A 13,695-nucleotide genomic window follows, 5' to 3' on the forward strand; every position below is an offset into this window, starting at 1 on the left:
ATTGAACGGCTTTTTTTTTATATTTATAAAATGACAAAACCTACTTTTTTAGATCAAATAGCCATACATTTAGCTGCTAATTACTCCGGAGATTTTGCCAATACTATTGTAATTCTCCCTAATAAAAGAGCAAAAATATTCCTGATTGAGGCTTTAAAAAAACAAATTCCAGGTACTGTTTTTTGTCCTGAAATTACTAGTATCGAAGACTTCATTCAAGAAATTTCAGAAATTAGAGCTATAGATTCTATTGCGCTACTTTTTGAATTTTACGAAGTATACTTGTCCATCACTTCCAAACAAAATCAACAATCCTTTGAATTGTTTGCCAACTGGGCTAAAATTTTACTACAAGATTTCAACGAAATCGATCGCTATCTGCTAGATCCAAAACATGTTCTTTCCTACTTAAAAGACATTGAAGACATTAAAAAATGGGGAATAGCCGTTGAAAACAAAACACAATTATTAGAAAATTACATCGACTTTTGGAAACTATTACCCAAATATTACGATTCTTTATACCACTATTTAAAAAACAAAAAAATTGGCTACCAAGGCCAAATCTACAGAGAAGCAGTATCCAATCTTTCAGAATTCTCAAAAAAAAGCACAAGTAAGCGCTATTTGTTCGCTGGTTTCAATGCTCTAAATGCTGCAGAAGAAAAGATAATACAACACTTAATTGCCAACGACAAAGCCACTATCTTTTGGGATATCGATCAAGTCTTTTTAAACGATCCTTACCACGATGCAGGATTATTTGCAAGAAGATTTAAAGCCAGCTGGAAGCACTACAAATCAAATCCATTTGAATGGATTGTAGATGAATTTTCAGCGCACAAAAACATACAAGTTATTGGCACACCAAAAACCATTGGCCAAGCTAAAATTGTAGGTAGCATTCTTGATAAAAACATTAAAAAACAACAAGTATGCAACCTAGACAAGGTTGCAGTAGTTTTAGGCGAAGAAAACCTATTACTCCCCTTATTGTACTCCCTACCAGAGTCGGTAGGCGCCTTAAATATCACTATGGGGTATTCTAGCAAAAACAACCCCGCACAATTATTGATAACAAAACTATTCAAAATGCACACGAGTGCATTAAAAAGAAATCCTGTTCAGTATGTATTTTATTACAAAGATGTACTCGACATACTTACCCATCCCCTGGTGGAATCTTTTGCGAATGCACATCATATTGTTCATATCATAAAAGAGAATAATTATACTTTTATTACACACCAAAAAATAAACGAACTGCAAAAACAACCCAATGAGCTATTCGATTTATTATTTCTAAAATGGGACAATGGCTCTAGACCTGTTCTAGACATTATCGCCAAGTTATTATTACACCTAAGAAACAACTTAAGCAACGATAACGAAGAAGAGAAACTAACCAAAGCATTTGTATTTTCAATATTTACGGTAATCAACAAACTAAAGAGTTACTATGCCCAACATTTGCATATTGACCAAATCCCCACTCTATTCGCCATTTACAAGCAAATTATCGACTTGGCCGAGGTTTCTTTTGAAGGAGAACCTTTGAATGGCTTACAAATCATGGGCGTTTTAGAAAGTCGAGTATTAGATTTCGATACCGTCATAGTGACTTCTATGAATGAAGGCAAATTTCCTGCTGGAAAATCCACCAACTCTTTTATTCCTTATGACGTAAAAAGAGAACTCGGGCTGCCTACTTTTAAAGAAAAAGACGCCATCTACACCTATCATTTTTACCATTTATTACAACGTGCGAAAAACATCTACCTACTTTATAACACAGAAAACGACGGTTTAGATGGAGGTGAGAAAAGCCGCTTTATTACACAACTCGAAGTAGAGAAACAACCAAACCATCAACTCTCACATGAAATATTCAATGCAACCGTTCCCGAAACGGCTTACACATCCATGACTATTGAAAAATCACCACTGATCATGGAACGACTGAAAGAAATTGCCGAGAAAGGTTTTTCTCCTTCTTCATTGACCAGTTACATCCGTAATCCTATTGATTTTTATTTTAAAAAAATACTACGCATCAGAGATACCGAAGAAGTTGAAGAGACTATTGCGCTTAACACCTTGGGAACGATTATCCACAAAACATTAGAGGAATTGTATACGCCACTTATTGACAAGTTCATATCAGAAGAAGATATGGAACTGGCAATTAAAAAAATTGACTCCGAGGTTTTAAAACAATTTAAAGCCATTTATAAAGAAGGAGAAATTAACAAAGGCAGAAATTTATTAGCTTTTGAAGTAGCCAAACGTAACGTATATAACTTTTTAAAAACAGAATTACAATCCATAAAAGCTGGTGATGCAGTAAAAATCGTGGCTTTAGAAGCTACTTTTGAACGCGTTTTGGAACATCCGAGCTTACCTTTTCCGGTGAAAATCGCAGGAAATGTTGACCGAATTGAAGTAAGAAACGGAGTGATTCGAATTATAGATTACAAAACAGGTAAAGTAGAAAAAAGCAATGTTACCTTAAAAACGTGGAACGGATTAGTAGATGAAATCAAAAATGACAAAATCATTCAAATTTTGGCATATGCTTATATGTATGAAACTCTAGCTCACGAACAACCGATGCAAGCAGGTATAATCTCCTTTAAAAATAGTAAAGCTGGCTTTTTGCCTTTTACTTTAAAAGAAGAAAAAAACGAAGAATCTACTATTAATTCAGCTATTTTGACTGCTTATTTGGAGGAATTAGTGGGCTTGTTACAAGAAATTCTAGATCCAGCAATTCCATTTATGGAGAAAGTATAATTGGACATGAATTGGATAAAAACCACTACTGTTTTTCAGTTTTTCAAATCTACTATTTTACTTAACTGTACGATTTGTCTCTTACCTTTACTATTTGGAGGCGCTGAACTTTTTAATAGTTGCTTTTTGAGCATAGGTTTTTTTGGCAGTCTTTTATTTAAAGAGATTAATCGCAAAAATGAGTATTTGTTTTACTATAATAATCAAATTTCTAAACCTGTTTTGTTTTTGACTTCTTGGATGATGACTTTTGTATTGCTTGTCTTACTGAATGCAGTGTATCATTTTATTATAAATTTATAAGATGAAACACGTTTTAAAAATAGATAGTATACAGAAGAAATTTGATTTAAAAACAATTCTTTCTGATGTTTATTTGAAATGCGAAACAGGAGATATCGTGGGTCTTTTGGGTAGAAATGGCTCTGGTAAATCCACATTATTACAGCTTATATTTGGTCTTTTAAAAGCTGACTTTAAATTTATTCGAGTGGACGGTGTAGTAAAGTCCAAAACAAGTGAATTGTTTAACGAGATAAGTTATTTATCACAAGATAATTTTCTACCAAGAAACTTTTCTGTAGCCAAAGTAATTGCATTATCCATAAAGAAGGATAAAATCAATGCTTTTTATAGTGATGAAACGATAACAACTTTAAAGAATAAAAGTATTGCTGAATTGTCTTCTGGAGAGTTAAGGTATTTAGAGATTAAGTTAGTGCTGAGCAATTCGTCTAAATTCGCCCTGCTTGATGAGCCCTACAATGGACTATCCCTTTGTTAATTGAAAAAGTTAATGATTTAATCCTTAAAAACGCTGCTCAAAAAGGAATAATCATAACAGACCATAATTATGAAAGTATAATTGGCATTTCAACACGATTGACTTTACTAAAAGACGGCAAACTATACACAATCAGCAGTAAAGAGATGCTGGTTAAAAAAGGATATCTAACTGGAAATAGCCTTTAAATTTTCTGCAAAAACTGTACTAATTCTTTAGTCAAATCCGTTTCATTTTCGATGTGGCTCATATGACCATCTGGGAAAGTGACTAAATCAACGGAAGTTTCCTGAATTTGAGCGACGGTTTCTTCGTAGTTCAAAACGGGATCTTTTTTACCTAGAATTAGCAATTTAGGAAAAGCAGTAGTGTGAAGGATCACTTCACGGTCTTTACGGATTTTCATCCCTTCGAGAGAGGCGACGATGCCTTGTAAGGGCGTTTGTAAAGCTTCTGTTTTTACATTTTCGATGCAGTCGCTCAATCGTTCGCGATTGTCTTCGCTGAATAAATTGGCGACAGAAAGTCGGATAAAGGTTTCGTAATCATTTTTTACCGCTTTTATGGCTCGATCTCGATTGGTTTTACGTTCGAGACTGTCTTTTTTGGCGGTGGAATTGAGTAACACCAATCCTTTGACACTTTCAGGATACAACTCAGCATAAGCTAAAGCTACGTAACCACCCATCGAGTGCCCAATGAAAGCCGCTTTTCGTAGGCGTAAACTGGACAGCACTTCATGTACCATGTCAGCATTATCTTCCATAGTTTGTATGTAACCCAAAGGTTCTGTTTGGCCGTGACCTAACAAATCGATGGTTATGACGCGGTATTTTTGACTCAAAACGGGTACTAAAGCATTCCACATCGATTGATTTTCTAGGAAGCCGTGTAACAAAACAATCGCGGTACCTTTTCCAATGTCAGAAAAAGAGATAGACGTATTTTTATAAAATAGTGTTTTCAAAATTTACAGCAGTAAGAGCAGACAAAATTAAAGCTTAAACACCAAAAAAAAGATAAATAAACCATCATTTTAATCCTAAAACAACAAAACTAAAAAAACACCATTACAATAGTTGATCTTAAGGCATAAAAACTCAAAAAATAAAAGAAAAATAGAAAAGTAAAGTGATAAAAAAAATGTTATAAAAAAAACACATTTAACACCCTTATTACCAAAAAGAAGAGAAAAGGAAAATACTTTAGGAATAAAAATAAAAAAGGTGGAATTGCTTCCACCCTTTTTGCCCCAAATCTACCATAAACTTAACCTACTAATATTATGGTGACATAAACTTACTGCAATACTGTATTAATGACAATAATTTCCGACGAACTACACATAAATCCGACGAACTACATCGTTTAACTTTTTATTAATAAGCTCTAGCATCTTTTCCTTCGTAAAAATTCATGAAGGCGCGATTCACTACACGGTTACCTCCTGGTGTAGGATAATCACCTGTAAAATACCAATCCCCTAAATTTTTCGGACAAGCTATATGTAAATTTTCAACCGTTTGAAAAATTATCTTTACTTCTGCCTTAATTTCTGATGAGCTCAACATTTCTGCGATTTTATCCGAAACTTCTTGAGGCGTAAATGGATCATAAATAGCTGTTACATAATTGACCACTTCTACATCCTTAAAATGTTCCTGTGCCTTACATTTTGCATATACTTCATCTACTATATGATATAGGTTTCGTTCCTTAAGCAATTCGAGAGCCGCCTTAAAGGCAATTAACCCCTCTAATTTAGCCATATCAATTCCGTAACAATCAGGGTAACGAATTTGCGGAGCAGAAGAAACCACAACGATACGTTTAGGATTCAAGCGATCCATCATTTTGATAATGCTTTTTTTAAGGGTAGTACCTCTTACAATACTATCATCAATGATCACCAAATTATCCGTTGGGCGAACCACTCCGTAAGTAACATCATAAACATGAGCTACTAAATCATCTCTACTACTATCTTCAGTAATAAAAGTTCTTAATTTCGCATCTTTAATAGCTACTTTCTCGGTGCGTATTTTAACCGATAACACCTCCTGCAACATCTCAGTCGTTAAGGTATCTTTATGCGCTAAAATATAATTGTTTTTACGTTGATTTAAGAAATCTTGAGCCGCTTCGACCATTCCAATAAATGAGGTTTCGGCGGTATTTGGAATGTAAGAAAAAACCGTATTGTCGGTATCTTCCTGAATAGTTTCTAAAACTGCAGGCAAAACCAATTTACCCAACATTTTGCGTTCTTGATAAATCTCGGCATCACTCCCTCTAGAGAAATAAATACGCTCAAAGGAACACGCCTTTTTGGTAATAGCAGGCAAAATTTCCTGCATAGAAACCGTTCCGTTTTTTTTAATGATTAAGGCTGCACCTGGATCAATTTCATGCACTTTTTCAAAAGGGACATTGAAAACGGTTTGAATTACGGGTCTTTCAGAAGCAACAACCACAATTTCATCATCTTGATAATAATACGCAGGACGTATTCCAGCTGGATCTCTAAAAACAAATGCATCGCCATGCCCCAAAAGACCTGCCATAGCATAACCGCCATCTAAATTTTTTGCTGCTCGGTTTAAAATTCTAGCCACATCCAATCGCTCTGCAATAACAGGAGATGCCTCTCTTTTATTCAAGCCTTCATTTTTACATTCTTGGTACAAATCAGTTACTGCATCATCTAAAAAATGTCCGATTTTTTCCATAACGGTAACCGTATCAGCCATTTCTTTGGGATGTTGACCCAACTCAACCAAATTTTCAAAAAGCTCCTTTACATTGGTCATATTGAAATTACCTGCCAAAATCAGATTACGATGCATCCAATTGTTTTGACGTAAAAAAGGATGTACACTTTCGATACTATTTTTACCAAAAGTACCATAGCGAACGTGCCCCAAAAAAAGCTCACCTATATAAGGAATATTTGCCTTTTGTAATGCCACATTATCAGCATATTCAGGATTTGCGGCCAACTCCTCATTAATTCTAGCATTAATTTGGGCGAAAACATCTTGAATGGGTTGCGCATGATTAGAACGCACACGACTAATATAGCGCTGACCCGGCTCTACATCAAGTTTAATACTTGCAAAACCTGCACCATCCTGACCTCGATTGTGCTGTTTTTCCATCAGTAAATACATTTTCTGGACACCATAAAATGCAGTTCCGTATTTTTCTTTGTAGTAGTCTAGTGGTTTAAGAAGTCGCACTAATGCAATTCCACATTCGTGTTGTAAAGCGTCACTCATTGTAATTTATTGTTGTGTTGTAATTAGGGTAGTGTATTAAAAAAAGCCCAGTTCCCTGAGCTTTGGCATTATAATTCGATATCAAATTGTGTTAAGGCTTTGAATTGTCGTAAACGCTGATTTACTTCGTTCTCATTCAAGCTTACCATTCTTTCTGTGCCAAATTTTTCCACACAAAAAGAAGCCAAGTTAGAACCGTAAATAATTCCATTTTTCATGTTTTCGAAAGACACATTTTCACTTTGGGCAATATAACCCGAAAAACCTCCTGCAAAAGTATCACCTGCTCCTGTTGGATCAAAAACCTCTTCTAATGGCAATGCTGGCGCAAAAAAGACTTCAGCACCATGAAACAACAACGCTCCATGTTCCCCTTTTTTGATCACAACATACTTAGGACCTAGTGTATGAATTTTAGCAGCGGCCTTAACTAAAGAGTATTCGCCAGAAAGCTGTCTTGCTTCTTCATCATTAATGGTAATTACGTCTACTCTCTTAATCACATCAAGCAATTCTGGAAGTGCACAATCCATCCAAAAATTCATGGTATCCAAAACCACTAATTTAGGTGTTGTTTCCATTTGATCCAAAACGCTACTTTGTACTAATGGATGAAGATTTCCTAGCATTACTACTTCGGCATCTTTAAAATTCTGAGGTACTTTAGGCTGAAAATCAGCCAAAACATTGAGTTCCGTTACTAAGGTATCTCTAGAATTTAAGTCATTATGATACAATCCGCTCCAGAAAAAAGTTTTACCTTCTTTGACAATTTCAATACCAGAAATATCAATATTTCTAGAAATTAATAAATCTAAATGTTCCTGAGGAAAATCGCCACCTACAACTGAAACTATTGCTGATTGTAAGTTAAAAAAAGAAGCTGACAAACCAATATATGTAGCAGCACCTCCTAAAATTTTATCCGTCTTCCCAAAAGGGGTTTCAATTGCGTCGAAAGCTACCGTTCCAACAATCAGTAATTTATTCATTTGCCTTGTTTGAAATTAAGGCGCAAAGATAGTTTTTAAAGTGTAAAATTGCAACGAATGATCTGCAAAGAATAAAAACAAAAATTAACTGATTTTTAACGTGTTAAACAATTTTCCGATCTTCAATTTCGTAAAAGGAATCAACTGAAAGTGATTTTTGCATCGAAGCCATAACTGCTAGCTGATCACAACGTTCATTTTGCGGATGATTATTGTGCCCTTTGATCCATTTGAAATCGACCTGATGCTTTCTGAAAATAACTAAAAAACGCTTCCAAAGGTCGGCATTTTTTCGATCTACAAAGCGCTTTTTCTCCCAACCAAAGACCCACTTTTTTTGAACAGAATCTACCACATATTTAGAATCCGAAACTACTAATACCGAAGTATTTTCGTTTTTTAGTTTCTCAAGACCTACAATAACCGCTAATAATTCCATTCTATTGTTGGTTGTTAATCGAAACCCTTCGAAAAATTCTTTTTTATAAGGTTTACCCACCCATTCCATAACTACACCGTAGCCTCCGGGACCGGGATTACCTTTGGCTGCGCCATCTGTATATATATGAACTTGGTGTGACATAAGAATTCTATTTGATACCAATATAAAAGTAAGAAGGTTTTATTGAAGAACATCGGCTATAACAACAGGGAAAAATTGCTGTTCTAACTCATGAATCTTAGCAGCAACACTTTCGGCTGTGTCCTCTGAGGTAAGTGCTACAGCGGTTTGAAAAATGACAGCACCTTCGTCATAATGTTCATTTACGTAATGAATAGTAATACCGGTTTCTTTCTCGCCATTTTGCACTACTGCTTGGTGAATATGCATTCCATACATTCCTTTTCCTCCAAATTTAGGCAAAAGAGCAGGATGTATATTAATGATTTGATTGGAATAAGCATCGATTAAATATGGAGGCACTTTCAACAAAAAACCAGCTAAGACAATTAAGTCAGGCGCATAGTTTTGTATTTTTTGTAATATATTACCCTCATTAAGATCTTCTTTTGAAAACACATGACACGGAACCTGCAACTGTTGCGCCCTATCTATAACTTTGGCCTTAGGGTTATTTGTAAAAACGCCAACCACCTTAGCGAAAGGCGAATTAGAGAAATATTTAATAATATTTTCAGCATTTGTTCCCGATCCTGAGGCAAAAACCACAATGTTCTTCATGTTTTTCTAGATTTTATTTTGCAAAAATAAGGGATAAAAAAGGAATAGAAACAGCTTTACAAATTCTTTATTAAATAAATTTTAGCATTTCGAACACACATTTATTAACTAAATAGTTGTTTTAAAATAAAGTTTTTTATTTTTGCCAACAAATTAAATTCTAAAATTAAAAAATTATGTCAGACATTGCATCAAGAGTAAAAGCGATTATCGTAGACAAATTAGGTGTTGACGAAAACGAAGTTGTAACAGAAGCTAGCTTCACAAATGATTTAGGAGCTGACTCATTAGACACTGTTGAGCTTATTATGGAATTCGAAAAAGAATTTGACATTCAAATTCCAGACGATCAAGCAGAAAATATTGCTACTGTTGGTCAAGCTATCTCTTACATCGAGGAAGCAAAAAAATAATAACTCTCACCCGTTTATTTCAATAATAAACGGGTGTTATTATTTTATTTTTGAATAAAACAGCAAGAGAAACGATTCTCTTTGTAAATACTAATATTATGTAATACCCATGTCTCTTTTGTACCAATTACAATAAAGAAAACGTGGGTTTTATTTGTTTAAAGCTAACAAAATAAAAACGTTATGGAATTAAGACGAGTTGTAGTTACAGGATTAGGAGCACTAACTCCTATTGGAAACAACATCCAAGAATACTGGAATGGTCTTTTGAATGGAACTAGTGGAGCAGCCCCTATTACTTACTATGATACGGAAAAACATAAAACCAAATTTGCTTGTGAAGTAAAGAACTTTAACATTGAAGACTATATGGATCGTAAAGAATCCCGTAGACTTGATAAATTTGCTCAATACGCTATCGCTGCAAGTGATGAAGCTATAAAAGACGCTGGCATCAACAACGAAAACATCGATAAACAAAGAGTGGGTGTTATCTGGGGTGCAGGTATTGGAGGGTTGGAAACTTTTCAAGATGAAGTAATGTATTATGCAAAAGGAGATGGAACACCAAAATTCAATCCGTTCTTTATTCCAAAAATGATTGCCGATATTGCTCCTGCTCATATTTCTATGCGCAATGGCTATATGGGACCTAACTACACTACAGTTTCTGCTTGTGCTTCATCGGCCAATGCACTGATTGATGCTTTCAATTACATCCGACTTGGTATGTGCGATGTCATTATTTCAGGTGGTTCAGAAGCAGCCATAACTATTGCTGGAATGGGCGGATTTAACTCAATGCACGCACTATCTACCAGAAACGAAAGTCCAGAGACAGCCTCAAGACCATTTGATGCAACAAGAGATGGATTTGTACTAGGAGAAGGTGCTGGTGCTTTGGTACTAGAAGATTATGAACATGCCAAAGCAAGAGGCGCCAAGATTTACTGCGAAATTGGAGGAGGCGGAATGTCATCCGATGCTTACCATTTAACAGCTCCACATCCAGAAGGAATCGGAGTTATTGCGGTAATGAAAAACACCTTAAGAGATGCTGGCATGAACCCCGACAAAGTGGATCACATCAATACTCACGGTACATCCACCCCACTTGGAGATGTAGCTGAATTAAAAGCGATTAGTGCTGTTTTTGGTGATCATGCTAAAAACATCAATATCAATTCGACCAAATCAATGACTGGTCATTTATTAGGAGCTGCAGGAGCTATTGAAGCCATTGCCTCTATCCTTGCCATGCAACACGGAATAGTACCTCCTACGATCAACCACAGCGTTGTTGACGAAAAAATTGATCCAGCCTTAAACCTTACACTTAATACTCCTCAAAAAAGAGAAATTAAGGTGGCTATGAGCAATACTTTTGGCTTTGGCGGACACAATGCTTGCGTTTTGTTTAAAAAACTAGTTGACTAAATTCAATATGAATATAATCAGAAAAATATTTTCAAAATCCCGTTCCAATACAGACGGGATTTTTTTTAATTCCATCGAAAAAATATTAGGATTTGCCCCTTTAGATATTGAAAAATATCAAAAAGCTTTTACACATCGCTCTTCGAACAAAACGGATAGGGATGGCAATCCGATGAATTATGAACGCTTAGAATTTTTAGGAGACGCCATGCTTAGCTCAGTAATAGCAGGCTATTTATTCAACAAAGCACCGCATGGAGACGAAGGATATTTAACTAAAATGCGTTCCAAAATTGTAAGTCGCGAGCATTTAAATGAATTAGGAAAAGATTTAAACTTGATTCAGTTTATAGATAGCAAAGTACCCGTACAACATTTTGGCGATAACATTCATGGCAATATATTTGAAGCCCTAATTGGCGCGATATACCTTGACCGTGGGTATGTGTATTGCGAAAAGTTTATCAATAGCCGAGTAATTCTTGAATATGTCGACATTAGCAGATTAGAAGGCAAAGTAATTAGCTACAAAAGTTTAGTTATCGAATGGTGTCAAAAAGAAAAGAAAAGCTTTTATTTTGATATTTTTGAAGATAATGCCATCGACGGACAACGTTTATTTGGGGTTCGATTAAGCATCGATGAAAAAGTAATTGCCAAAGCAAGAGCGACTTCCAAAAAGAAAGCAGAAGAAAAAGCATCCCAACGCGCTTACTTTGCTTTTCAAGAAAAAATAAACAAAAAATAACCCTATTTTTCTGATTGCTATAACGTTTTCGACAACGTTTTAACAAAATCATATCATTTCTACTTAGAAATTCTTCAATAGAAATACTATCTTTACTACTTATTTTAACAGAATGGCAATTCATAAAGTAAATTTAGATGAATTTGAAGCGATAGAATATGCTATTATAGCAATTCATTCCACACTGGAAGATTACCGATTAGCCTATTTTATCAATCAAGCCTTAAACATTAATCTAGGCAAAAACACTAAAGATCTTTTCGTTAAAATTAAAGAAGGAGAGTCTTGTTTTTCACGATACTCCTTTTACCAAGCCGATGAAGATATTTATTGGCATTTGATTAAAAACAAAAATGAGGTAGTGCAAATCAAAAATAACAGCAAAACCAACTTGTTTATAGAACAAGATATTTCAATTTCGGTACAGACCTACTTAATACCTGAATTAAAAAAAGCTGATTATTTCTTAAAAATAGAGGCTTGCCCCAACACTTTTAATTTAATTCAAACGGTTAGTAAATTAAATGCCATAGACGTAATTAATATGTCTTACACTATAGAAACAGAAAATTTAAAAACAAAAAACAATTTAATTTTTTAATAAAATGCTTACAAACAAAAAAACGAAAATTGTAGCCACACTTGGGCCTGCATGTAGTACAAAAGAAATCATCAAGGATATGATTGAAGCAGGGGTTAACGTGTTTAGAGTAAACTTTTCGCATGCTGACTATAATGATGTTAAGAACAAAGTAAACATCATCCGAGGAATAAATGAAGAATACGGATACACTACCGCTATTTTAGGTGACTTACAAGGACCTAAACTTCGTGTAGGGGTTATGGAAGAAGGCGCATTTGTTAATGATGGCGATTTAATTACATTTACCACAGCAGAAGAAATCATTGGAACTTCTAAAAGAGTATTCATGAAATACAAGAACTTTCCAAACGATGTAAATCCTGGGGAAAGAATACTTTTAGATGACGGAAAATTGATCTTTGAAATCGTTTCGACAGATAAAAACACTGAGGTTGTAGCCAAAGTAATTCAAGGAGGAGAATTAAAATCAAAAAAAGGAGTTAACCTTCCTAATACTAAAATTTCCCTTCCGGCAATGACTGAAAAAGATATTGCAGATGCTAAATTTGCTATCGAATTACAACTAGATTGGATCGCACTTTCTTTTGTTAAAACACCAAGAGATTTACAAGACTTACAAGAATTAATCGCAGAACACTCTGAATTCAAAATTCCAATTATTGCCAAAATCGAAATGCCAGAAGCATTAGAAAATATGGACAAAATTGTAGCTTATTGTGATGCATTAATGGTAGCTAGAGGTGACCTAGGAGTTGAACTTCCTGCTCATGAAGTACCTTTAGTTCAAAAAGAATTAATTAGAAGAGCTAAAACAGCAAGAATTCCGGTAATTGTAGCTACACAAATGATGGAAACCATGATTACTAGCTTAACGCCAACTCGTGCTGAGGTGAATGACGTTGCAAACTCAGTGATGGATGGTGCCGATGCAGTAATGCTATCTGGAGAAACAGCAACTGGTAATTACCCTGTTCAGGTTATTCAAAAAATGACACAAATATTAGAGGCTGTAGAAGATTCTCCGCTGATCAATGTGCCTCAAAACACACCTCAAATCAAAACCAATCGTTACATTACTAAAACGATCTGTCACCACGCAACATTAATGGCAAACTCTATTAATGCTAAAGCAATTTGTACACTTACTAATAGTGGATACACTGCTTTCCAAATTTCTGCTTGGAGACCAAACGCACATATTTTAGTATTTACTTCAAACAAACGTATCTTAACACAATTAAACTTATTGTGGGGAGTAAAATCGTTCATGTACACTAAAGATGTGAGTACTGACGACACCGTTACGGATGTAAATGAAATTGTAAAAGAAAAAGGTTTTGTTCAAAAAGGAGACTTCCTAATTAACTTAGCGGCTATGCCAATCAAAGATAAAGGAATGGTGAACACCTTGAGAGTATCTGAAATTGAATAGAACGATATAACACAATTATGAAACGCTCCTT

At 34.9% G+C, this 13,695-nt stretch carries 12 protein-coding genes; 7 read left to right on the forward strand and 5 right to left on the reverse strand.

Annotated features, from left to right (window positions below; genetic code table 11):
* Positions 1–30: 30 nt before the first annotated feature.
* Positions 31–2,793 carry a PD-(D/E)XK nuclease family protein gene (locus tag BXU11_RS00350; RefSeq protein WP_078210599.1) on the forward strand — a complete coding sequence of 921 codons (2,763 nt, stop codon included), beginning with the start codon at positions 31–33 and terminating at the stop codon, positions 2,791–2,793.
* Between the two features lie 304 nt (positions 2,794–3,097).
* Positions 3,098–3,577 carry an ATP-binding cassette domain-containing protein gene (locus BXU11_RS00360; RefSeq protein WP_078210600.1) on the forward strand — a complete coding sequence of 160 codons (480 nt, stop codon included), beginning with the start codon at positions 3,098–3,100 and terminating at the stop codon, positions 3,575–3,577.
* Positions 3,578–3,761: 184 nt separating this feature from the next.
* Here the strand turns inward: BXU11_RS00360 and BXU11_RS00370 are convergent, their stop codons facing one another.
* The 5 genes from BXU11_RS00370 to purN all read right to left on the reverse strand — a co-directional run bounded on the left by BXU11_RS00370 (position 3,762) and on the right by purN (position 9,030).
* Positions 3,762–4,544, reverse strand: coding sequence for an alpha/beta fold hydrolase (locus tag BXU11_RS00370; RefSeq protein WP_078210602.1), 783 nt, complete (start codon positions 4,542–4,544; stop codon positions 3,762–3,764).
* A 412-nt stretch (positions 4,545–4,956) separates the two neighbouring features.
* Complete coding sequence (locus tag BXU11_RS00375) at positions 4,957–6,855, reverse strand: amidophosphoribosyltransferase (protein ID WP_024979953.1); 1,899 nt, start codon at positions 6,853–6,855, stop codon at positions 4,957–4,959.
* A gap of 68 nt (positions 6,856–6,923) precedes the next feature.
* A complete protein-coding gene (locus BXU11_RS00380; RefSeq protein WP_078210603.1) occupies positions 6,924–7,847 on the reverse strand; it encodes a PfkB family carbohydrate kinase in 924 nt (307 codons plus the stop codon).
* Positions 7,848–7,950: 103 nt separating this feature from the next.
* Positions 7,951–8,430: a ribonuclease HI gene (rnhA, locus tag BXU11_RS00385; protein WP_024979951.1), complete on the reverse strand. Its 480-nt coding sequence runs from the start codon at positions 8,428–8,430 to the stop codon at positions 7,951–7,953.
* A 39-nt stretch (positions 8,431–8,469) separates the two neighbouring features.
* Complete coding sequence (purN, locus tag BXU11_RS00390) at positions 8,470–9,030, reverse strand: phosphoribosylglycinamide formyltransferase (RefSeq protein WP_078210604.1); 561 nt, start codon at positions 9,028–9,030, stop codon at positions 8,470–8,472.
* A gap of 176 nt (positions 9,031–9,206) precedes the next feature.
* On the opposite strand from purN, the gene BXU11_RS00395 reads away from it, so the two are divergent.
* The 5 genes from BXU11_RS00395 to pyk all read left to right on the forward strand — a co-directional run bounded on the left by BXU11_RS00395 (position 9,207) and on the right by pyk (position 13,664).
* Positions 9,207–9,443, forward strand: a complete 237-nt coding sequence (locus tag BXU11_RS00395) for an acyl carrier protein (RefSeq protein WP_007137004.1) — start codon at positions 9,207–9,209, stop codon at positions 9,441–9,443.
* Between the two features lie 183 nt (positions 9,444–9,626).
* Entirely contained in the window at positions 9,627–10,880 is a 1,254-nt protein-coding gene (fabF, locus tag BXU11_RS00400; RefSeq protein ID WP_078210605.1) for a beta-ketoacyl-ACP synthase II, read from the forward strand.
* Between the two features lie 7 nt (positions 10,881–10,887).
* Positions 10,888–11,628: a ribonuclease III family protein gene (locus tag BXU11_RS00405; protein ID WP_024979948.1), complete on the forward strand. Its 741-nt coding sequence runs from the start codon at positions 10,888–10,890 to the stop codon at positions 11,626–11,628.
* Positions 11,629–11,740: 112 nt separating this feature from the next.
* Positions 11,741–12,229, forward strand: a complete 489-nt coding sequence (locus BXU11_RS00410; RefSeq protein WP_024979947.1) for an IPExxxVDY family protein — start codon at positions 11,741–11,743, stop codon at positions 12,227–12,229.
* A gap of 4 nt (positions 12,230–12,233) precedes the next feature.
* Positions 12,234–13,664, forward strand: a complete 1,431-nt coding sequence (gene pyk / locus BXU11_RS00415; protein ID WP_024979946.1) for a pyruvate kinase — start codon at positions 12,234–12,236, stop codon at positions 13,662–13,664.
* The last annotated feature ends 31 nt before the right edge of the window (positions 13,665–13,695 follow it).

Origin of the sequence: Flavobacterium sp. LM5, from assembly GCF_002017945.1 — a bacterium.
In the GTDB taxonomy this organism is placed as follows: Bacteria; Bacteroidota; Bacteroidia; order Flavobacteriales; family Flavobacteriaceae; genus Flavobacterium; species Flavobacterium succinicans.